19 protein-coding genes are annotated in these 22921 nt (G+C 57.5%); 10 read left to right on the plus strand and 9 right to left on the minus strand.

What is annotated here, in order from left to right; all coding sequences use genetic code 11:
* Positions 1–28 precede the first annotated feature (28 nt).
* From C5F70_RS24520 to C5F70_RS24535, 4 genes are all read right to left on the minus strand, one after another.
* Positions 29–958 carry a LysR family transcriptional regulator gene (locus C5F70_RS24520; RefSeq protein WP_017848954.1) on the minus strand — a complete coding sequence of 310 codons (930 nt, stop codon included), beginning with the start codon at positions 956–958 and terminating at the stop codon, positions 29–31.
* 114 nt (positions 959–1072) lie between these two features.
* Positions 1073–1846: an SDR family oxidoreductase gene (locus C5F70_RS24525; protein WP_104904202.1), complete on the minus strand. Its 774-nt coding sequence runs from the start codon at positions 1844–1846 to the stop codon at positions 1073–1075.
* Positions 1847–2129: 283 nt separating this feature from the next.
* On the minus strand, positions 2130–2480 hold the full coding sequence (locus tag C5F70_RS24530; RefSeq protein ID WP_046381569.1) for a hypothetical protein: 351 nt from the start codon (positions 2478–2480) through the stop codon (positions 2130–2132).
* Between the two features lie 414 nt (positions 2481–2894).
* Positions 2895–3242 (minus strand): hypothetical protein, encoded by a 348-nt coding sequence (locus tag C5F70_RS24535; protein WP_017848951.1) that lies wholly within the window; start codon positions 3240–3242, stop codon positions 2895–2897.
* 201 nt (positions 3243–3443) lie between these two features.
* On the opposite strand from C5F70_RS24535, the gene C5F70_RS24540 reads away from it, so the two are divergent.
* Positions 3444–4646: a cytochrome P450 gene (locus tag C5F70_RS24540; protein WP_057004921.1), complete on the plus strand. Its 1203-nt coding sequence runs from the start codon at positions 3444–3446 to the stop codon at positions 4644–4646.
* An 85-nt stretch (positions 4647–4731) separates the two neighbouring features.
* Here the strand turns inward: C5F70_RS24540 and norR are convergent, their stop codons facing one another.
* Entirely contained in the window at positions 4732–6255 is a 1524-nt protein-coding gene (gene norR, locus C5F70_RS24545; RefSeq protein ID WP_046381570.1) for a nitric oxide reductase transcriptional regulator NorR, read from the minus strand.
* Positions 6256–6415: 160 nt separating this feature from the next.
* On the opposite strand from norR, the gene norV reads away from it, so the two are divergent.
* On the plus strand, positions 6416–7858 hold the full coding sequence (gene norV / locus C5F70_RS24550) for an anaerobic nitric oxide reductase flavorubredoxin (RefSeq protein WP_104904203.1): 1443 nt from the start codon (positions 6416–6418) through the stop codon (positions 7856–7858).
* On the plus strand, positions 7855–8988 hold the full coding sequence (gene norW / locus C5F70_RS24555; RefSeq protein WP_017848947.1) for an NADH:flavorubredoxin reductase NorW: 1134 nt from the start codon (positions 7855–7857) through the stop codon (positions 8986–8988). The genes norV and norW overlap by 4 nt, the downstream gene beginning before the upstream one ends.
* Before the next feature lie 128 nt (positions 8989–9116).
* On the opposite strand, the gene gyrB is transcribed toward norW, so the two are convergent.
* The 4 genes from gyrB to dnaA are packed head-to-tail and all read right to left on the minus strand — an operon-like array spanning position 9117 to position 15322.
* Positions 9117–11534, minus strand: a complete 2418-nt coding sequence (gene gyrB, locus C5F70_RS24560; RefSeq protein WP_017848946.1) for a DNA topoisomerase (ATP-hydrolyzing) subunit B — start codon at positions 11532–11534, stop codon at positions 9117–9119.
* Between the two features lie 4 nt (positions 11535–11538).
* Positions 11539–12642, minus strand: a complete 1104-nt coding sequence (gene recF / locus C5F70_RS24565) for a DNA replication/repair protein RecF (RefSeq protein WP_010565854.1) — start codon at positions 12640–12642, stop codon at positions 11539–11541.
* Between the two features lie 20 nt (positions 12643–12662).
* A complete protein-coding gene (gene dnaN / locus C5F70_RS24570; RefSeq protein WP_017848945.1) occupies positions 12663–13766 on the minus strand; it encodes a DNA polymerase III subunit beta in 1104 nt (367 codons plus the stop codon).
* 38 nt (positions 13767–13804) lie between these two features.
* Positions 13805–15322 (minus strand): chromosomal replication initiator protein DnaA, encoded by a 1518-nt coding sequence (gene dnaA / locus C5F70_RS24575; RefSeq protein ID WP_026140277.1) that lies wholly within the window; start codon positions 15320–15322, stop codon positions 13805–13807.
* A 585-nt stretch (positions 15323–15907) separates the two neighbouring features.
* Between dnaA and rpmH the strand changes: the two genes are divergently transcribed.
* From rpmH to rsmG, 7 genes are all read left to right on the plus strand, one after another.
* A complete protein-coding gene (gene rpmH / locus C5F70_RS24580; RefSeq protein WP_003213577.1) occupies positions 15908–16042 on the plus strand; it encodes a 50S ribosomal protein L34 in 135 nt (44 codons plus the stop codon).
* A gap of 16 nt (positions 16043–16058) precedes the next feature.
* Positions 16059–16463: a ribonuclease P protein component gene (gene rnpA / locus C5F70_RS24585; protein ID WP_010565857.1), complete on the plus strand. Its 405-nt coding sequence runs from the start codon at positions 16059–16061 to the stop codon at positions 16461–16463.
* Positions 16456–16701: a membrane protein insertion efficiency factor YidD gene (gene yidD, locus C5F70_RS24590; protein ID WP_003213574.1), complete on the plus strand. Its 246-nt coding sequence runs from the start codon at positions 16456–16458 to the stop codon at positions 16699–16701. The genes rnpA and yidD overlap by 8 nt, the downstream gene beginning before the upstream one ends.
* 2 nt (positions 16702–16703) lie before the next feature.
* Positions 16704–18386, plus strand: coding sequence for a membrane protein insertase YidC (gene yidC / locus C5F70_RS24595; protein WP_017848942.1), 1683 nt, complete (start codon positions 16704–16706; stop codon positions 18384–18386).
* A 79-nt stretch (positions 18387–18465) separates the two neighbouring features.
* A complete protein-coding gene (gene mnmE / locus C5F70_RS24600; protein ID WP_104904204.1) occupies positions 18466–19836 on the plus strand; it encodes a tRNA uridine-5-carboxymethylaminomethyl(34) synthesis GTPase MnmE in 1371 nt (456 codons plus the stop codon).
* 551 nt (positions 19837–20387) lie between these two features.
* Positions 20388–22280, plus strand: coding sequence for a tRNA uridine-5-carboxymethylaminomethyl(34) synthesis enzyme MnmG (mnmG, locus tag C5F70_RS24610; RefSeq protein ID WP_057004955.1), 1893 nt, complete (start codon positions 20388–20390; stop codon positions 22278–22280).
* Positions 22277–22921, plus strand: coding sequence for a 16S rRNA (guanine(527)-N(7))-methyltransferase RsmG (rsmG, locus tag C5F70_RS24615; protein ID WP_104904205.1), 645 nt, complete (start codon positions 22277–22279; stop codon positions 22919–22921). Before mnmG ends, rsmG begins: the two co-directional genes overlap by 4 nt.

Below are 22921 nucleotides of genomic sequence, written 5' to 3' on the forward strand. Positions count from 1 at the left end.
GCCGATGTTCCACGTGGAGCATTTGGCTTTATTGATGCAGAGGGACGTGGCGGCTATCCAAATACGGCCGCATCAATGCCTCGAACCACTCGTGGAACACATCCAGTCGCTGCGAACGCTGCCGGCGGTGCGGGTAGAGCAGGGATACCGGCATCGAAGCGGCACAGTAACTCGACATGACCTCCACCAGTTGTCGTGAGTCCAGCAGGTGTTGGACGTCAAAGCGCGGGATCTGGATCAACCCCAACCCTGCAAGGCAGCAAGCGATATAGCTTTCGGCATTGTTCACGATCACCCGGCTCGGCACGTCGAACCGCTGCACGCTGCCGTCGCCGGACAGGTATTCCCAAGGCAGTTCCTTGCCCGACTTCGGCGACGCATAGCCGATGGTCCAATGTCCGTCGAGTAGCTGCGCAGGCTGCTGAGGCTCTCCATGCTCAAGCAGATAGGCCGGGCTCGCACAATTGATCAAGGCAATCTGACCCAGCGGCCGCACCACAAGACTGCTGTCATGCAGCGCGCCAACGCGCACCGCGCAGTCCACACCTTCCTGCACCAGATCGATGGCCCGGTCGGTCGAACCCAAAATCAATTGAAGCAGGGGGTGACAACGCAACAGGCCGGGCAGCGCTGGCGCAATGACGCGGCGGGCAATGCGGCTGGGCACATCGATGATCAGCCGGCCGGAAACTTGCCGCTGGCTGGCCTGGAATAACTGGTCGATGTCTTCGACGTTGCACAACACCGGGCGCACACGGCTGAGCAATTGCTCCCCATCGGGTGTCAGCCGTACCTGCCGCGTCGTGCGATGCAGCAGGCGCACGCCCAGTTGAGCCTCTAACTGCTGGATGGCCGCAGACACCGACGCTCGTGGCATCTCCAGCGCGTTGGCAGCTTTGATGAAGCTGCCCATCTCGGCCACTTTGGCGAATACGCGGTACTGGTCGAATCTGTCCATGATCTGCCCTGCCGATGGTCCCGACGTCAGCCTGCCCAGGGGCGCCTGCTCTGCGTCGATTGTACGGCGCCCCAGCAGCGGATGGCGACGAAGATCCCACTGCGGATAATGGTTTTACTTGGTGGTGTACCCGCCATTGATGAGAATGGTCTGGCCGGTGATCCACCAGCCGTCACTGACCAGATGGCGAATGAAAGGCACCACGTCCTCGATGTCGGTCAGGCCTGTTTTGCTGAACGCCGAGAGCGCGGCGGCGGTCTTGTGATAGGCCACCGCGTCGGCGCCTTCGGCCGGGTAGAAGAACGGCGTATCCATCGGCCCCGGACCGACCGCTGTCACCGAAATGCCGCGGGCGCCCAACTCCTTGGAGGCCGCTCGGGTGTAGTGTTCGACCGGCGCCTTGGTGCCGGCATAAGCGGCATAGAACGGCGTGAAGGCGCCCAGCAGCGACGTCACTATCGTGCAGATCTTGCCATGGTCGTTGAGGTGCTTGCCCGCCTCCTTGAGGAAGAAGAAAGCGGTCTTGGAGTTGACCGCGCTCATCTCGTCGTATTCGGCTTCACTCACCTCGGCCATCGGCTTTTTGAGCACCTTGCCAACGGTGTTGATGGCGATGTCGGGTTTGCCGACCGCGGCGATGGTATCGGCGAACAACTTCTCGATGGCGCCGGCCGTCGTCAGATCCCCCTGCAGCGCGACGGCCTGTGCGCCGCTGGCCTGAACGGCGGCAACCGTGGCATCGGCATCAACCTTGGACGCGGCGCTGTTGTAATGGATCGCAACAGCCTTGGCACCCTGTGCGGCCATATCACGGGCGATGAGACCGCCAAGGTTCTTCGCGCCACCCGCGATGAGAACGACTTTGCCTTTAATGGAATGGTCTGCCATGGGGAATCTCCTTCACGAATCGTTGGAGAATTGAGATTAGGCCGCTTCAACGCGGCGATAAACCGTGGATGACTGGATGAATAATCCAGAAAAACACCCCAATCAGGCAGATTGGAGTGGGGAAGGTCACGTAATAAAAACCCGGATCGAATGCAAAAAAAGCCCGCGATTTGGCGGGTTCTTTTCGTGATGTTCAGCTAATCGGTGAGGATTAGCCGAACCATCTATGTGTGCAACTCCACGGAGGGCCTGGAATGCTTGGGAAGACGCAGACGGGAGCCTCTTACTCCTCAGATGCCACCAGTCGCACACCTTTACGCGTGACCTGTTGCCCGACTTCAAAACGCCCATTGGGTGAGCGCACCGTACTAATCTCGCCTTGCGCGTTTTTCACTTCATAAGCGGTTTCAGACTTGCCAATGCCTCCTTGCACCGCGCTGCCGGCAAAAAAACCGCCAGCTGCGCCGACTAATGCTCCAATCGGGCCACCTACCGCGCCAACCATCATTCCGGTCAAAACGCCGACCCCCTTGCCGGCGGTTGTGTCGGGGACTACACGGATTATCTGGTCTGCCTGGCATAGCGGAGACAGCAGTGTACACAGGGTGAAACTGAGCGCGATGGTACGAGTCATGAGATTGTCCCTTTGGGGTTTGCGTTAAGTTCATTACCTAATACACAAACCGGGCCAACAATTTTATTGTTTAATATCAACTAGTTAAATAACAACACTGTCATTATGACCTAACTCGAAAAAGGTCATAATGACAAAGAAATAGTCAATATGACTTCCTATCGCCGGTTGAGGCAATTTCTTGAAGGGAGGGGTTGAACAGCGCTCAACGTTCTACAGAGCCGCTATGCGTCACGAGCGAAGATCGAGTTATTGCACTTGAGATAGCGTTGAAACGGTGATGGCGATCGACAGAAATAATGGAATTGATATTGATCAACTATGCAGACAATCAATTGGCGCGATAATCGCAACGGCGCAATGACCTGGGCTCTAACGTTCAAACCCCACATTGAGCGCCCTGGTTATCTGGAATCAAAAAGGCAGCGGCAGGGGGAGGGCAACGGCATTCAGATGGCCCAGGAAGAGAAAGCCCGAAACCAATACCGCGTTGATCGACCAGGCCACCGTGAGGAAACGAGCGATCTGACCGTAGAGGGGGTCACTGACATTATCCGCATTGCGCCATACCGCATTGAGCATGCACGCGGTGTAGGCCACAAAACCCAGCAGCATTAGACCAAACAGGGAGGGTGCAACTTTGTTGAAGGCGACCAGAATCAGGCCAAACAGTACATTGCTGAGCACTACCCCATAGAGCCAGAACACCACCCACAGCGCAGTGCTGCCCTGCGAGTTTACCCACTGCTGAAGCTTACTCATCACAACCCCCTGGCTAGCTAATAGCCCGATCTTCCCTATAGGCCCGTACAGACTTCACCCAAGTGATGCCGACGTAGGGACGTCGTGCATGGTTTCAGTCTAGCGGGTATTTCCTACATGTCCCGACCGAGTACAAGTAGGCCGACAAACCTTGCTTCCTTGTTTCCGGGTTCTCAGCGGGACGGGTTTATGGAGTAAACGATGGACAAGAAATCGCTACCGGATTGGGATCCCAGGTCTGAAGCCGTATTAAAGGATCAGACGACAGCCTATGACGACATGCGCCACCGTTGCCCGGTCGCACACAGTCAATATGGCTATACGTCGTTATTCAGGCATGCGGATGTGCTGCGCGTACTTAACGATCATGAAACCTTCAGCAATGCCGTCTCGCGTTTCCCCGCGGTCCCCAACGGAATGGATCCGCCCGAACATACGGCGTACCGGAACCTCATCGAGCGTTATTTCAGCCCGGAGCATATGGATGCCTTTGCGCCGACGTGCCGTGACATAGCGGTTCGTCTGGTGCAGGCATTACCGGATGAAGGCCGTGCAGAACTGATCGGCGAATTTGCCCAGATCTTTGCGTTGCAGATCCAGTGTGCCTGGCTGGGTTGGCCGGCGGATTTTCATGAACCGCTGCGCCTGTGGACGCTGAAGAATCACTCGGCCACGCTGTCCAGAGACGAGGCGGCCCTGAGTGCCGTGGCCCTTGAGTTTGACGGTTACATCAAGGATCTGCTGGACGTGCGCCGTACCGCTGGCGCTGCTGCGTCGCATGACATCACGACCCTCTTGCTACGCGACCAGTCCTTGGGAAGGCCCCTGACGGACGACGAGATCGTCAGCATTCTACGTAACTGGACGGTCGGCGAACTCGGAACCATTTCCGCCTCGGTCGGCATTCTGGCGCACTATCTGGCGACCAACTTCGGGTGGCAGCAGCGATTGCGCGAACAACCCGCGCTGTTACCTGTCGCCATTGATGAAATACTGCGTATTCATGCACCACTGATCATGAACCGTCGGGTGACTACGAAAGAGGTCACGCTGGGTGGGCGCACGCTGGCGAAGGGTTCGCGTATTGCCCTCAACTGGGCGTCCGCCAATCGGGACGAAGCGGTCTTTGGAGATCCCGATGAATTGCGCCTCGATCGCGATCCCGAGCTGAACCTGCTCTATGGCGCCGGCATTCATGTCTGCCCCGGTGCGCCGCTTGCCAGACTGGAGCTACGGATCGTGATGGAAGAACTGCTTGGACGCACCAGCCGGATTACGCTGGCGCCGGATAAAGAACCAGTGAACGCGTTTTTCCCTGCCGGCGGGTTTTCTTCTCTACATCTGCAGATTCAGAAACCGCCGTCCCAACCGTTGGGCGCCGGCCTTCCCCCCGAGATCCGATAGCGTTTTATGCTGGACCGCTTGGCGGCGAGGGCGACATGTGGGTCAGCATGAATGACCTGCATTGAGCCCTGATCGGCCGCGAGTGTTATTTCAAACCGAGCCGTTTCGCCAGTCGGTGCAGGTTGGCCACATCCATATCGAGCATTCGCGCACAGGCAGACCAGTTATCTGCGCAATTTTTCAGCGTGCTTTCAATCAGCTGACGCTGGAAGCTATCCGTCGCGTCCCGTAGGCATTGGCCAACGCTGCTGGAAGGAACATCCACAGCAACAGGCAGTATCGCCAGCTGTTCGGGGACTTGATTGAAATGTTGTGCTTCCAGCAGCAGCTCTTCACTTTGCTGGGTCGCACGAGCAAGGATTGTCGCTCGATAAACAGCATGCTCCAGTTCGCGAACGTTTCCTGGCCACGAGTACTGCTTGAGCAACGACAGGCAACCGGCAGCCAACGCCACCCGTTGCAATCCCATGCGTACCCGGCTCTGCTCGCAGAAAAAACCCGCTAGCAATGTGATGTCCTGCCCACGCTCACGCAGTGGTGGCACATGCACAGGGAACACGCTTAAACGGTGGAACAGGTCGACCCGGAAGCGATTGTTCAGCACCTCCTGCTTCAGGTCACGATTGGTCGCGGCAAGCACCCTTACGTTGACCCGCAAGACGGTATCGTCACCGACCCGTTGCAGGTCGCCGTATTGCAATACCCGCAGCAGTTTTGCTTGCAGGCTCAGCGACAGTTCACCGATTTCGTCGAGGAACAGTGTGCCGTTATCGGCCATTTCGAACTTGCCGGTGCGATGATGGATCGCCCCGGTGAAGGCACCTTTGACATGGCCGAACAACTCACTCTCAGCCACTGACTCCGGCAGCGCAGCGCAGTTTAGATAGACCACAGGGTGACTGGCGCGTGATGAACCTTCATGTATCGCCTTGGCGACCAGTTCCTTGCCGACCCCGGTTTCTCCAGTGATCAAAACGTTCAGGTCGGAACCTGCCACCATTTCGATCTCTCGTTTCAACTGTTGCATGACCTCGCTGAGCCCGACCATTTCGGTGCCGGGTTTGCCCGCCGGGACATGACTGATGGAGAGAGGCGTAATGGTCTGACTTTCCAGTTGCTCGACCAGCAACGCATTGGTCAAGGCAGCAGAAGCGAGGGCGCCCACCAGTCGCAGCTCTTCGTCGCTGAAGTGATCAAACTGTGCCGGGTCCATGCCATCGATCGTCAGCGCACCAATCAGCGTCTGGTCCGCGAACAACGGTAACCCGATGCAGGCATGCACTTTGAGGTCCTGCCGGCTCGGGATCAGGCCGTCATAGGGATCAGGCAAATGACTCTCTGCCGGAAAGCGCACCACGTCACCGGCGCGAGCGATGGCTTCCAGACGCGGATGGGCATCAAGGCTGAAGCGGCGCCCCAGAACATCCGGTGCCAGGCCATCGATCGCCAGCGGACGGAACAGTCGCTGTTCATAACGTAACAAAGCAGAGGCGTCGCAACCGAGCAATTGGCGCAGGGTATTGATCAGACGTTGAAAGCGGTCCTGATGGGAAATGCCGCTTTGCAGCTCAATAGCGATGCGTGCCAGGGATTCAACGGAGAGACTCATGGTTTGTCACTTTGACAATGAATTAGTCATAAAGACAATAGTCGGGCAATGTCATATTGACAATCACTGTTTTATTTTTCCTTTAAAATCAATGAATTATTATGTGGCACGAAGGTTGCCATCTTCGGTGTAGAACATCATTTCTATACCGAGGTAGGTCATGTCAATTCACGTCAAAAACAACATCCATTGGGTCGGTCAGCGCGATTGGGAAGTGCGGGACTTTCATGGCACAGAATACAAATGCCACAAAGGTAGCAGCTATAACAGCTACCTGATCCGTGAAGAAAAGACCGTACTGATTGATACGGTTGATCACAGGTTCAGTCGGGAATTCATACAGAACCTGGCGATGGAAATCGACCTGAACACGCTGGACTGTATCGTCATCAACCATGCGGAAGAGGACCATGCAGGAGCGCTGACAGAGTTGATGTCGCTGATCCCGAATACGCCGATCTATTGCACCGCCAATGGCGTGGACTCGATCAATGGTCATCACCATCATCCCGAGTGGAATTTCCACGTCGTCCATACCGGCGACACCCTGGATGTCGGCAATGGCAAACAGCTGGTTTTCGTGGAAACCCCGATGCTGCATTGGCCGGACAGCATGATGACGTACATGACCGGCGATGCCGTTCTGTTCAGTAACGACGCCTTTGGCCAGCATTACTGCGACGAACACCTGTTTAATGATGAAGTGGATCAAAACGAACTGTTCGAACAGTGCCAACGCTACTACGCCAATATCCTCACCCCATTCAGTCGCCTGGTCATTGCCAAGATTACCGAGATCCTCGGTTTCAACCTGCCGGTCGATATGATTGCCACCGCTCATGGCGTGGTGTGGCGGGATAATCCGACGCAGATCGTGCACCGCTATCTGGAATGGGCGGCGGACTATCAGGAGGATCGCATCACCCTGTTCTACGACACCATGTCGAACAACACCCGCATGATGGCCGATGCCATCGCACAGGGTATTCACGAAGTCGATCCAGGTGTGGCGGTGAAGATTTTCAACGTCGCGCGCCACGACAAGAATGAGATTCTGACCAACGTGTTCCGCTCAAAAGGCGTTTTGGTGGGCTCGTCCACCATGAACAACGTGATGATGCCGAAAGTCGCCGCACTGCTGGAGGAAATAACCGGGCTGCGTTTTCGTGACAAAAAGGCTTCGGCGTTTGGCAGTTACGGCTGGAATGGCGGGGCGGTAGACCGTATCCAGACACGCTTGATGGACGCTGGTTTTGAAACCACATTGGCGCTCAAAGCCAAGTGGCGGCCGGACGGTGACGCGCTTGAGGTTTGCCGGGCTCATGGCCGCGAAATCGCTCGGCAATGGGCGCTGCATCCATCGACGGCTGCACATGTCGCACCCGCTGCAGCCACCGCAACTGCCCAGGCAGACCCCATCGCGGACAACAGCCTGCGCAAGCGCTGCAGTGTTTGCCAATGGATTTACGACCCCGCGATCGGCGAGCCGATGCAGGATGTGCAGGCCGGTACTGCTTGGTGTGATGTGCCTGATTACTTCCTGTGCCCTGAATGTTCAATGGGTAAATCGGTATTCGATGAGCTGCCTTCGGAGGCGACATGAACCGGGAAATCGTCATTGTGGGCTCCGGCTTCGCGGCTCGTCAGGTGGTCAAGAACTTGCGCCGGCTCGATGCAGCGGTGCCCATTCGATTGATCGCTGCAGACAGTTGCGATGAGTACAACAAGCCCGACCTGAGTCACGTCGTCAGTCTCAATCAGACTGCCGACGACATGACTCGCCAGCCTGCGGCAGAGTTTGCCGAGATGTATCGGTTGACCCTGAACTCGTGCTGCCAGCTCACTGCGATTGATCGCGAAAACCAGCGTGTTAGCGCCGGTAATGAGGCATTCAGCTACGACCAACTGATTCTCGCCACGGGGGCGCAAGCCATGGTTCCGCCGATTCCCGGGCGGGAGTGGATGGTGACTCTGAACAGTCAGCAGGAATACCGTCATGCACAACATGCACTGCGGGCTGCACAGCGCGTACTGATCCTCGGGGCCGGCTTGATTGGCAGTGAACTGGCCATGGACATCAATCGTGCCGGAAAGCAGGTGGTGCTGATGGACAAGTCCTGCAGCCTGCTCGCATCGTTGCTTCCTGTTGAGGTGAGCAGCCGCCTGCAGCACCGGTTATGCCAGATGGGTGTGGAAATGCTGTTTAACCAGGCGTTGGTATCCATTGAAAAGAGAAACGATGGCCTGTTGGCGACGTTGTCCAACGGCCGACACATCAGCGCCGATGTGATCGTTGCCTCAATTGGGTTGAAACCCGATACGACGTTAGCCACACAGGCTGGCTTACGAGTGGACCGTGGCATTGAAGTTGATGAACGCATGTGTACCTCTGACCCACGCATATTCGCCGTTGGCGATTGCGCGCAAATCCAGGGCAAGCTACTGCCGTTTCTGCAACCTATTCAGGTAAGCGCCATGACCCTGGCGCGTAATGTGCTGGGTGGGAATGAGGAAGTTAAGTTCCCGGCGATGCTGGTGAAGGTCAAGACTCCGGAAATGCCGCTGCACCTGGCCGGAGAAACCAGCCGCAAGGACTTGCAATGGCAGATCAGCCTTGAGGCACAGGGGCTGATAGCCAAAGGTCTGGACATGGCAGGGCAGCTACGTGCGTTCGTCGTCAGTGAAGACCAAATGAAGCAGGCCTTTACGCTACTACGGCAACTCTCGTTGTGAATCCAATTGGCAGAGCTCTCGCGCGTTCCTGGACATACGGGCAAAAAAAGGCCAACCCGCAGGGGTTGGCCTTTTTTGTAGCGCGCATAGTGTGAAGTTCAGCTGCTTTTGTAAGTTCCTACACCCGATCAGAAATCCAGGTTAGACACCGCCAAAGCATTGCTCTCGATGAAGTCACGGCGAGGCTCGACCGCATCACCCATCAGGGTGTTGAAGATCTGATCTGCGCCGATGGCGTCTTCGATGGTCACGCGCAGCATACGGCGCTGAGCGGGGTCCATGGTGGTTTCCCACAGTTGATCCGGGTTCATCTCGCCCAGACCTTTGTAGCGCTGGATGGTGTGACGCTTGGTGCTTTCGGCCATCAGCCAGTCAAGGGCTTCCTTGAATTCCCTGACCTGCTTCTTGCGTTCGCCACGTTGGATATAAGCGCCATCGTCCAGCAGGGTGCTCAGTTGTGCGCCCAGGGTGACCACGGTTTTGTAGTCGTTGCTGCCGAAGAAGTCGCGGTTGAAGGTGACGTAGTTGGACAGGCCGTGGGAGATCAATTCGACCTCGGGCAGCCACACGTTACGTTCACGGTCTTCGCGCAGGCTGGCTTTGTACACCAGGCCGGATTTCTCGACGGTGCGCAGACGCACTTCGTACTGGGCCAGCCAATCCTGCATCGCTGCGTGATCGCCCAACTGCTCCAGGCTAACGGCCGGCAAGTAGATGAAGTGCTCGGTCAGCTCCTGAGGGTACAGGCGCGACAGACGCTTGAGCGTCTTCATGACCATGCGGAAGTCGTTGACCAGACGCTCCAGCGCCTCACCGGAAATGCCCGGTGCTTCTTCGTTCAAGTGCAGGCTGGCGTCTTCCAGGGCCGACTGCGTCATGTACTCTTCCATGGCGTCGTCGTCTTTGATGTATTGCTCTTGCTTGCCCTTTTTGACTTTGTACAACGGCGGCTGGGCGATGTAGATGTAGCCGCGCTCGATCAGCTCCGGCAACTGACGGAAGAAGAAGGTCAGCAGCAGGGTACGGATGTGCGAACCGTCGACGTCAGCATCGGTCATGATGATGATGTTGTGATAGCGCAGCTTGTCGATGTTGTACTCGTCGCGGCCGATACCGCAGCCCAATGCCGTGATCAAGGTGCCGACTTCCTGGGAGGAAATCATCTTGTCGAAGCGTGCTTTCTCGACGTTGAGGATCTTACCCTTCAACGGCAGGATGGCCTGGGTGCGACGGTTACGGCCCTGCTTGGCGGAACCGCCAGCAGAGTCACCTTCCACCAGGTACAGCTCGGAGAGGGCAGGGTCCTTCTCCTGGCAGTCAGCCAGTTTGCCCGGCAGGCCGGCGATGTCCAGCGCGCCTTTGCGGCGGGTCATCTCACGGGCTTTACGCGCGGCTTCACGGGCACGCGCTGCGTCGATCATCTTGCCGACAACCAGCTTGGCTTCGTTCGGGTTTTCCAGCAGGAAGTCGGAGAAGTACTTGCCCATCTCCTGTTCCACGGCGGTCTTCACTTCGGAAGACACCAGCTTGTCTTTGGTCTGGGAGCTGAACTTAGGGTCCGGTACTTTCACCGAAATAATCGCAGTCAGACCTTCACGCGCATCGTCACCGGTGGTGGCAACTTTGTGCTTCTTGGCCAGGCCTTCGGCTTCGATGTAGGTGTTCAGGTTACGCGTCAGTGCGGAACGGAAACCCACCAGGTGAGTACCGCCGTCGCGCTGCGGAATGTTGTTGGTGAAGCACAACAGGTTCTCGTTGAAGCTGTCGTTCCACTGCAGGGCGATTTCCACGCCGATGCCGTCTTCACGCTGGACGTTGAAGTGGAACACCTGGTTGACCGGAGTCTTGTTGGTGTTCAGGTATTCAACGAACGCACGCAGGCCGCCTTCGTACTTGAACAGCTCTTCCTTGCCGCTGCGCTCATCCTTGAGGACGATGCCGACACCGGAGTTGAGGAAGGACAGTTCACGAATCCGCTTGGCCAGGATGTCCCAGCTGAAGTGGATGTTCTTGAAGGTTTCGTCAGAAGGACGGAAGTGAATCTGGGTACCGGTAGTTTCGCTTTCGCCAACAACCTTCATCGGTTCCTGCGGAACACCGTGAACGTAGGTCTGCTCCCAAATCTTGCCGCTGCGACGCACGGTCAGCACCAGCAGTTCGGAGAGGGCGTTTACTACGGAAACACCTACGCCGTGCAAACCACCGGATACTTTGTACGAGTTGTCGTCGAACTTACCGCCAGCGTGGAGCACGGTCATGATGACCTCTGCCGCCGAAACGCCTTCTTCTTTATGCACGTCTACCGGAATGCCACGACCGTTGTCGCGCACGGTGATGGACTCATCCGGGTGAATGATAATGCTGATGTCGTCGCAGTGACCGGCGAGAGCTTCGTCGATGGAGTTGTCGACCACCTCGAACACCATGTGGTGCAGACCGCTACCATCATCGGTGTCGCCAATGTACATACCGGGACGTTTGCGTACGGCATCCAAACCTTTCAGCACTTTAATGCTGGTCGAGTCGTACGTGTTTTCTTCGCTCATGCCTTCACTCCCGATGGTCGTGGGTCTGGGTGATACGGCCTTGTTCCACGTGGAACAAAGCGACTGGCGTTTCCGTCTGCCAGCCTTCCCTCAATAATTCGTGGTCTACACAGGTGATAAACACCTGGCAGCGTAAGTCTTCCAACAAGCGGCATAACGCTCGGCGGTGTTGCTCGTCGAGTTCTGACGGCAAATCATCCACCAGATAAATACATTGACCGCGCCGGGCCTGGCTAACCAAATGCCCTTGGGCGATACGCAATGCACATACCACCAGCTTCTGCTGGCCGCGGGACAAGATATCCGCGGCATTATGTGCGCCTAACCTAAGACGCAAATCAGCGCGCTGGGGGCCGGCCTGGGTGTGGCCGATTTGCTGATCCCGCTGCAAGGACGTGGCGAGCACTGCACTCAGTTCACGCTCTTTGTCCCAACCGCGGTAGTAGCTCAGCGTCAGCCCTTCGAGGTCCAACAGCTCACTCAAGGTCTGCTCAAAGACTGGTTTCAAGGCTTTGATATAGGCGCGGCGGTATTCATCTATTTCGTCGCTGGCCAGGCACAGTTCCCGGTCCCAGGCTGCTTGCGACGCGGCGTCAAGTGTACCATGCCGCAGCCATGAGTTCCGCTGCCGCAAGGCCTTCTGCAGGCGCTGCCAAGTGGCCATGAAGCGCGGTTCCACGTGGAACACTCCCCAATCGAGGAACTGCCGGCGGATTTTCGGCGCGCCTTCGAGCAAACGGAAACTGTCGGGGTTGATCAGTTGCAGCGGCAGGATTTCCGCCAACTGCGCCGCGCTGCGAGCATTTTGCCCGTCGATGCGGATCTGAAACTCGCCCCCGCGATCACGGGATATCCCCAGGCTGCTATGGCCGCCTTCAGCCAACTCGACCTGGCCAAACACCGTACACGCCAGTTGTTCGTACTGAATCACCGGCAACAGGCGGGCACTGCGGAAAGACCGGGCAAGCCCCAACAAATGGATGGCTTCCAGCACGCTGGTTTTGCCACTGCCGTTGGCGCCATGGAGGATATTTATGCGGGGGGAGGGGGAGAAGGTCACCGGGTGCAGATTGCGCACCGCGGTGACCGAGACGCGACTGAGGGACATCTAGCTTCTGCTGAGCATGATTACAGACGCATCGGCATAACAACGTAAGCCGAGTCATCGTTGTCGGATTCTTGCACCAGCGCACTGCTGTTGGAGTCGGACAGAATCAGGCGAACCTGTTCGGTGGTCATCACACCCAGCACGTCGAGCAAGTAGCTCACGTTGAAGCCGATTTCCAGCGAACCGCCGTTGTAGTCGACGCCCACTTCTTCTTCCGCTTCTTCCTGTTCCGGGTTGTTGGCCTGGATCTTCAGTTGGCCGTTGGCCAATTGCAGGCGAATACCCCGGTACTTTTCGTTGGACAGAATCGCAGTACGGCTGAACGCCTCACGCAGGGCCTGACGATCACCGACCACCAGCTTGTCGCCACCCTTGGGCAGTACACGCTCGTAATCCGGGAACTTGCCGTCAACCAGCTTGGAGGTGAAGGTGAACTCGCCGGTGGTGGCGCGGATGTGATGCTGGCCCAGGACGATGCTGACAATACCGTCCGGCTCGGTGAGCAGACGCGCCAGTTCAAGGATACCTTTGCGCGGCACGATCACCTGATGACGGTCCGGCTGACCGATATCGGCCTTCATCGAACACATGGCCAGGCGGTGACCGTCGGTGGCCACGGCGCGAATAATGCCTTCCGACACTTCCAGCAACATACCGTTGAGGTAATAGCGCACGTCCTGCTGGGCCATGGCGAAGCTAGTGCGCTCGATCAAACGACGCAGTTTGCTTTGCTCCAGGCTGCAGGTCAGCGAACCCGGGCCTTCTTCCACAGTCGGGAAGTCATTGGCCGGCAACGTCGACAAGGTGAAGCGACTGCGGCCGGCCTTGACCACCAGCTTCTGCTCATCGACCTTGATGTCGATCAGCGCGTCGTTGGGCAAGCTTTTGCAGATATCCATCAGCTTGCGCGCGGGCACGGTGATCTCGCCAGGTTCAGCGGGCTCTTCCAGCTGAACGCGACCCACCAGTTCGACTTCCAGGTCGGTGCCGGTCAAGGACAATTGCTGGCCCTCGACAACCAGCAATACGTTGGAAAGCACCGGCAAGGTCTGTCGGCGCTCGACGACGCCTGCGACCAGTTGCAGGGGTTTCAACAGGGCTTCGCGTTGAATGGTGAAGTGCATGGTCTAGTCCCTTGCCTTAATAAGCTGCGCTGGTGTCATCAAGTAGTCAGTGTACGCAGCAGGTTCTTGTAGTCCTCGCGAATATCCGCGTCGGATTCCTTAAGCTCGTTGATCTTGCGGCATGCGTGCAAGACCGTGGTGTGGTCGCGACCACCGAAGACATCGCCGATTTCCGGCAGGCTGTGGTTGGTCAACTCTTTGGAGAGTGCCATGGCCACCTGACGCGGACGTGCCACCGAGCGCGAACGGCGCTTGGACAGCAGATCGGAAATCTTGATCTTGTAGTACTCGGCCACGGTGCGTTGGATGTTATCCACACTTACCAGTTTGTCCTGCAGAGCCAGCAGGTCTTTCAGGGATTCGCGAATCAGCTCGATGGTGATGTCGCGGCCCATGAAGTGCGAGTGCGCGATGACCCGCTTGAGCGCGCCTTCCAGCTCACGCACGTTGGAGCGAATGCGTTGGGCGATGAAGAACGCGGCGTCGTGGGGCAGATCGACTTTGGCCTGATCGGCCTTTTTCATCAGGATCGCCACGCGGGTTTCCAGCTCCGGTGGCTCGACCGCCACGGTCAGGCCCCAGCCGAAGCGCGACTTCAAGCGTTCTTCCAGGCCTTCGATTTCCTTCGGGTAGCGGTCGCTGGTCAAGATGACCTGCTGGCCGCCTTCGAGCAGGGCGTTGAAGGTGTGGAAAAACTCTTCCTGGGAACGTTCCTTGCGCGCGAAGAATTGAATGTCATCGATCAGCAAGGCATCCACGGAACGGTAGAACCGCTTGAACTCGTTGATAGCGTTGAGCTGCAGGGCCTTGACCATGTCAGCCACGAAGCGCTCCGAGTGCAGGTACACGACCTTGGCATTCGGGTTCTTCTTTAATAGATGGTTACCCACCGCGTGCATCAAGTGCGTCTTACCCAGGCCAACGCCACCATAAAGGAACAGCGGGTTGTAACCGTGCTTGGGGTTGTCGGCGACTTGCCAGGCGGCCGCGCGGGCCAGCTGGTTGGATTTACCCTCGACGAAGTTCTCAAAGGTAAAGGTGCGGTTCAGGTAGCTGGTGTGCTTGAGCGCGCCTTCGACCTGCACGGTGCGCTGCTCGGCGCGAACCGGTGCTTGCTGGGAACTGGCACCCGCCATCGGATCGAAGCTGTCGCGGGACGGCTCTTCATTGGCCGGCGCGTTTTTCTGGGCCGACGATTTCGAAGGCGTCGGCGCGGGAGCCGGCGCGTGGTTGACCGGAGCCGTCACCGCCTGGGCTTGCGACGCGGCAGCCGCCAATGGCGCATTCGGCGCAGCGCGAGGCGCGGAGCTACGTTTGCTGCCTATTAATAAGGAGAGCACGGGCGCGAGGCCGTTGCCATGTTCATCGAGCAATTCGAGAACGCGGCTCAGGTACTTCTCGTTGACCCAGTCGAGAACAAAACGGTTGGGTGCGTAGACGCGCAACTCGTCGCCTTCGGCTTCGACCTGTAGCGGACGGATCCAGGTGTTGAATTGCTGGGCAGGCAGCTCATCGCGCAAAAGCTCTACGCACTGCTGCCAAAGTTCCACTGACACGGATATCCCCTAAGTTGAAAGCCGGTGAGGCAAAAACAGCCGCCATTGTAGCGGTCGGCCGCCCACTTATCCACATGTAGGTTGCGCACAGGCCAGCCAAAATCAACGCCTTAACGTGAATAAAGGCGACCAATGGTCTGTGCATAAGCTCTGTGGATAAGCGCCCCTGAGCTCGTTGCACAAGTGGGGTCGAAAGTCTGTGGGTAACTGGCCTGTGGATAACAACCCATTCCACCCACAGCTTATCCGACAGCGCAGCACAGGCAGAGCACCGTTTCTCCCCCGTGTTGTCATTCTCTGTACATCACGTGGAATAAGGCCTAAAGGTAGTTATCCACAGAGGAATGCCTGCCTAGCTTTTATAAGCTTTACAGAAAAGCTTTAAATAACTTCCTTCTTTATTTTTATATCTATGGCATTGCCCTTGGAAGCTCGCTGGACAAAAAAGGGCGGATTGCCTGTAAAGATCTAATTGAAGGAAAAGCTGGTTGGAAATTGACCTAGAGGCTTGCTTTCTCTAGAATCGCCGGTCTCTTAAAACGGGGGCCATTCCGGCCCGTTGTGGACGAACCAGGTAACAACGCCATGAAACGTACTTTCCAACCAAGCACCATCAAACGCGCCCGTACCCACGGCTTCCGTGCTCGCATGGCTACCAAGAACGGCCGTGCTGTCCTGTCGCGTCGCCGCGCCAAAGGTCGTGCGCGTCTGGCAGTTTGATAATCCGGTACTGGTGGTGAGTCAGGACTTCAGTCGGGAAAAGCGTCTGCTTACCCCCCGGCACTTCAAGGCAGTCTTTGACTCCCCCACCGGCAAGGTTCCGGGGAAAAATCTCCTGCTCCTTGCGCGTAACAACGATCTGGATCACCCCCGTCTCGGGTTGGTGATCGGCAAGAAGAGCGTAAAGCTCTCCGTTGAGCGCAATCGCCTCAAGCGTCTGATGCGCGAATCGTTTCGCCTCCACCAGGACACTCTGGTTGGTTGGGATATTGTTATCGTCGCGCGCAAAGGCTTGGGGGACGTAGAAAACCCCGAATTGATTCAGCATTTCGGCAAGCTCTGGAAACGTCTGGCGCGTACCAACAAACCAGCACCAGCAGTCAGCACCGAAACTGTAGGGGTAGACAGCCTTGATGCGTAAACTGGCACTCGTTCCGATCCAGTTTTACCGCTATGCCATTAGTCCTCTGATGGCCAACCACTGTCGTTTCTACCCCAGTTGTTCCTGCTACGCGTTAGAGGCCATAGAAAATCATGGTCTTCTGCGCGGTGGCTGGCTGACCTTTCGTCGTTTAGGTCGCTGTCATCCGTGGAATCCCGGTGGTTATGACCCGGTTCCACCTATCCCTACCTCCCGTTCTTCTTCGATGGCCGAGTAATCATGGATATTAAACGCACGATCCTGATCGTCGCCCTGGCAATCGTGTCCTACGTCATGGTTCTTAAGTGGAACCAGGACTACGGCCAAGCTGCCCTGCCGACTCAGAATGTTGCTGCCAATCAGGCTGCGCCGGCTATTCCGGACACCCCGCTGGGTAACAATGCGTCCGCGAGTGCCGATGTTCCCAGCGCGAATGGCGAGACAAGCGCCCCTGTAGAAACGCCAGTTGTCACCAATAAAGACCTCATCCATGTGAAAACGGATGTGCTCGACCTGGCTATCGATCCACAAGGTGGTGATATCGCGCAGCTGAAACTGCCGCTGTATCCACGTCGCCAAGACCATCCGGATGTTCCGTTCCAGCTGTTCGATAACGGCGGCGAACGCGTTTATCTGGCACAAAGCGGCCTGACCGGCACCAACGGTCCGGATGCGCGTGCTACCGGTCGTCCGGTTTATTCGACCGAACAGAAGACTTATCAACTGGCTGACGGCCAGAACCAGTTGAACGTCGACCTGAAATTCAGCCTCGACGGCGTCAATTACATCAAACGCTTCAGCTTCACCCGCGGTTTGTACGACTTGAAGGTCACTTACCTGATCGACAACGAAAGCGACAAACCGTGGAGCGGCAACCTGTTTGCCCAGCTCAAGCGTGATGGCAGCTCCGATCCTTCTTCCAGCACTGCCACCGGCACCGCGACTTACCTGGGCGCCGCCCTGTGGACAAGTAACGAGCCGTACAAAAAAGTGTCGATGAAAGATATCGACAAGGGCGCGCTGAAAGAAACCGTGCAGGGTGGTTGGGTTGCCTGGTTGCAACACTACTTCGTGACCGCGTGGATCCCGAACAAGGGTGAAGCCAACCTGGTTCAGACCCGCAAGGACAGCCAGGGCAACTACATCATCGGCTTTACTGGCCCGGCGTTGACCGTTGCCCCAGGCGCCAAGGCTGAAACCAGCGCGACCCTGTACGCCGGCCCGAAAAGCCAGGCAGTGCTCAAAGAGTTATCCCCAGGTCTGGAACTGACTGTGGATTACGGCATCCTGTGGTTCATTGCCCAGCCGATCTTCTGGCTGCTGCAACATATCCACAGCATCGTCGGCAACTGGGGCTTCTCGATCATCTTCCTGACGATGCTGATCAAGGGGATCTTCTTCCCACTGTCGGCCGCCAGCTACAAGTCGATGGCGCGCATGCGTGCCGTGGCCCCGAAACTGGCCGCGCTGAAAGAACAACATGGCGACGATCGGCAGAAAATGTCGCAGGCCATGATGGAGCTGTACAAGAAAGAGAAGATCAACCCGCTGGGTGGATGCTTGCCGATTCTGGTGCAGATGCCGGTATTCCTGTCGCTGTACTGGGTACTCCTGGAAAGCGTGGAAATGCGCCAGGCACCGTTCATGCTGTGGATAACTGACCTGTCGATCAAAGACCCGTTCTTTATCCTGCCGATCATCATGGGCGCGACCATGTTCATCCAGCAGCGCCTGAACCCGACTCCGCCGGATCCGATGCAGGCCAAGGTAATGAAAATGATGCCAATCATCTTCACCTTCTTCTTCCTGTGGTTCCCGGCTGGTCTGGTGCTGTACTGGGTGGTCAACAACGTGTTGTCGATCTCTCAACAGTGGTACATCACACGTAAGATCGAAGCGGCTACCAAAAAAGCCGCGGCGTAACTTACTCTGTGGATAACCACTCAAGACGCCCCCTAGTGGGGCGTTTTGCTTTCCGTCACTTTTGTTCTGGAACCTGCTGATGAGCGCTCCTCGTGAAACCATCGCTGCTGTCGCTACCGCCCAAGGTCGCGGCGGTGTCGGTATCGTTCGAATTTCCGGGCCGCTCGCCGGCATGGCCGCCAAGGCCATCAGCGGTCGTGAGTTGAAACCGCGCTACGCCCATTACGGCGCGTTTCTGGATGCGGATAACCAGGTGCTGGACGAAGGTCTGGCCCTCTATTTCCCGGGGCCGAATTCCTTTACCGGTGAAGATGTCCTTGAATTGCAGGGCCACGGCGGCCCCGTCGTGCTGGATATGCTGCTGCAGCGCTGCCTGCAACTGGGCTGTCGCCTGGCCCGGCCGGGAGAATTCAGCGAGCGTGCATTCCTCAACGACAAACTCGACCTGGCCCAGGCCGAAGCCATTGCCGATTTGATCGAGGCCAGTTCTGCACAGGCGGCGCGCAACGCCTTGCGCTCACTGCAGGGCGCGTTTTCCCTGCGCGTGCATAACTTGACCGAGCAACTGATCAGCCTGCGCATCTATGTGGAGGCGGCGATTGATTTTCCGGAAGAAGAAATCGACTTCCTCGCCGATGGCCATGTGTTGGCGATGCTGGATAAAGCCCGCGACGAGTTATCCACAGTACTGCGCGAAGCCGGGCAGGGCGCGTTGTTGCGCGACGGCATGACCGTGGTGATTGCCGGGCGCCCCAATGCGGGCAAATCCAGCCTGCTCAATGCCCTGGCGGGCCGTGAAGCAGCGATCGTCACCGAGATTGCCGGCACCACCCGGGATATCCTGCGCGAACATATCCACATCGACGGCATGCCGCTGCACGTCGTCGATACGGCCGGGCTGCGTGACACCGACGACCAGGTGGAAAAGATCGGCGTGGAACGCGCCCTCAAGGCCATCGGCGAAGCCGACCGCGTGCTGCTGGTGGTAGACGCCACCGCGCCCGAGGCGGTGGACCCTTTCGCCCTATGGCCGGAATTCCTCGAGCAACGGCCCGACCCGGCCAAAGTCACCTTGATCCGCAACAAGGCTGACCTGACCGGCGAAGCCATTGCCATGGAAACCAGCGAGGATGGCCACGTCACGATCAGCCTGAGTGCCAAGCCGGCCGGGGATGGCCTGGAGTTGCTGCGCGAACACCTCAAAGCCTGCATGGGCTATGAGCAGACGTCGGAAAGCAGCTTCAGCGCCCGTCGCAGGCACCTGGAGGCGCTGCGCCATGCCAGCGCGGCCTTGGAGCATGGTCGGGCGCAGCTGACCTTGGCAGGCGCCGGTGAGCTGCTGGCTGAGGATTTACGCCAGGCGCAGCAGCTATTGGGCGAGATCACCGGGGCATTCAGCTCGGATGACCTGCTGGGGCGGATCTTTTCCAGCTTCTGTATCGGTAAATAGACCTTCGTTGTCCACAGACAGGCCATTCGTGCCTGTCTGTTTCTCTTGTTTCAGCCGATTTCCTCTCTTTTTGCACTCCTGACCCAGCCATTGGTGGCCTCGCCGTGGGCGCGATTTGCGTTGGCGCAGCAATTTCTGTGGATTAAGCCCTGTGAATAACCGCGGCTGTGCCCGGTTGATAACAGGGCTTGAAACCTGAGCGAAAACCCCTCTGTGGATAACAGTCTGTTTAATCCACAGGCTTAAAGCACTTATCCACGCCGCTCATGGACACATGACCACAGACTTTTGAATCTCTGTACATTACGTAAATAAAGGGCTGTAGCAATCTATCCACAGAAAGTAGGCTCAGTATAAATAAACATAAAAACAAAGATTTAATATCTTTCTCTCTTTTAATTTCTATTGTCTGTGATTCATCCACAGCTGGTTAAATTTTGTGCAAAGGGTTCTTTAGGAAGGGCTAAGTCCCTATACTGGCCGCCAAAGCTCTAAAACCAGCTCAATCAATCAATTCCTAATTACCTACATAAGCAGGCACGAGGTGCGTGGTGGATTTCCCTTCCCGTTTTGAAGTGATCGTCATCGGCGGCGGTCATGCCGGTACCGAGGCAGCACTGGCCTCAGCACGCATGGGTGCAAAAACCCTGTTGCTGACGCACAACGTGGAAACCCTTGGTGCCATGAGTTGCAACCCTGCCATTGGCGGCATCGGCAAAAGCCATCTGGTCAAGGAAATCGACGCCCTTGGCGGCGCGATGGCCATGGCCACCGACAAAGGGGGTATTCAATTTCGTGTGCTGAACAGCCGCAAAGGCCCAGCCGTGCGTGCGACCCGGGCACAAGCCGACCGCATTCTGTACAAGGCGGCGGTACGCGAAACCCTGGAAAACCAGGCGAACCTGTGGATATTTCAACAGGCAGCCGATGACCTGATCGTCGAACAAGACCAGGTCCGCGGTGTTGTCACCCAGATGGGCCTGCGTTTCTTCGCTGAATCCGTGGTGTTGACCACCGGCACGTTCCTCGGTGGACTTATCCACATCGGCATGCAGAACTATTCCGGTGGCCGCGCCGGCGATCCGCCGTCGATTGCTCTGGCACAACGCCTGCGCGAACTGCCCCTGCGGGTCGGTCGCCTGAAAACCGGTACGCCGCCGCGGATCGATGGGCGTTCGGTGGATTTCTCGGTGATGACCGAGCAGGCCGGCGATACGCCGATTCCGGTGATGTCGTTCATGGGTTCGAAAGAGCAGCACCCGAAACAGGTGAGCTGCTGGATTACCCACACCAATGCGCGTACCCACGAAATCATTGCCGCGAACCTCGACCGTTCGCCGATGTATTCCGGGGTGATCGAAGGCATCGGCCCGCGTTACTGCCCGTCGATCGAAGACAAGATCCACCGCTTTGCCGACAAGGAAAGCCACCAGGTCTTCATCGAGCCCGAAGGCTTGACCACTCACGAGCTGTACCCGAACGGGATTTCCACTTCCCTGCCGTTCGACGTGCAAATCCAGATCGTGCAATCGATTCGCGGCATGGAAAACGCGCACATCGTGCGTCCCGGCTACGCCATCGAGTACGACTACTTCGACCCGCGTGACCTGAAATACAGCCTGGAAACCAAAGTGATCGGCGGTCTGTTCTTCGCCGGGCAAATCAATGGCACCACCGGTTACGAAGAAGCCGGCGCCCAAGGTTTGCTGGCCGGGGCCAACGCCGCGTTGCGCGCGCAGGGCAAAGACAGCTGGTGCCCGCGTCGCGATGAAGCGTATATCGGCGTGTTGGTCGACGACCTGATCACCCTGGGTACCCAGGAACCGTACCGGATGTTCACTTCGCGGGCGGAGTACCGTCTGATCCTGCGCGAAGACAACGCCGACCTGCGCCTGACCGAAAAAGGCCGCGAGTTGGGCCTGGTGGATGACGCGCGTTGGGCGGCTTTCTGCAAGAAACGCGAAAGTATCGACCTGGAAGAGCAGCGCCTGAAAAGCACCTGGGTTCGCCCGGGTACCGAGCAGGGCGACGCGATCGCCGAAAAATTCGGCACGCCGCTGACCCACGAGTACAACCTGCTGAACCTGCTGTCCCGTCCGGAAATCGACTACGCTGGTCTGATTGAAGTGACCGGCGGCGGCGCAGACGATCCGCAGGTCGCCGAACAGGTCGAGATCAAAACCAAGTACGCCGGTTATATCGATCGCCAGCAGGACGAGATCGCTCGCCTGCGCGCCAGTGAAGACACCAAGCTGCCTGTGGATATCGATTACACCGGGATTTCCGGGCTGTCGAAAGAAATCCAAAGCAAGCTGGGGATAACTCGCCCGGAAACCCTGGGCCAGGCTTCACGGATCCCCGGTGTCACCCCGGCAGCCATTTCGCTGTTGATGATTCATTTGAAAAAACGCGGCGCGGGCCGTCAGTTGGAGCAAAGCGCTTGAGTTCGTTGGTCACCTCGCAACACGCCGAAGAGTTATCCACAGGAGCACGCCAGTTGGGTGTCGACCTGAGCCCCGCCCAGCACGAGTTGTTGCTCGGCTACCTGGCCCTGTTGATCAAATGGAACAAGGCTTACAACCTGACGGCGGTGCGCGACCCCGACGAAATGGTCTCGCGCCACTTGCTCGACAGCCTGAGCGTGATGCCGTTCATCGAAAACGGCCGCTGGCTCGACGTCGGCAGCGGCGGCGGGATGCCCGGCATTCCGCTCGCTATCCTGTTTCCCGAGTCGCAAGTGACCTGCCTGGACAGTAACGGCAAGAAGACCCGCTTCCTGTCCCAGGTCAAACTCGAACTGAAGCTGGACAACCTGCAAGTTATCCACAGTCGCGTCGAAGCCTTCACGCCGCCGCAGCCTTTCAACGGAATTGTTTCCCGGGCTTTCAGCAGCATGGAGAATTTCAGCAACTGGACCCGCCACTTAGGCGACCGCGACACACGTTGGCTGGCAATGAAGGGCGTTCATCCAAGCGACGAGCTGTTAGCATTGCCGGCAGACTTCCACCTCGATAGCGAACACGCCTTGGCCGTACCCGGTTGCCAAGGCCAACGCCATCTGCTGATACTGCGCCGCACGGCATGA

The sequence above is a fragment of the Pseudomonas sp. LH1G9 genome (assembly GCF_002949975.1).
Taxonomy (GTDB): Bacteria; Pseudomonadota; Gammaproteobacteria; order Pseudomonadales; family Pseudomonadaceae; genus Aquipseudomonas; species Aquipseudomonas veronii.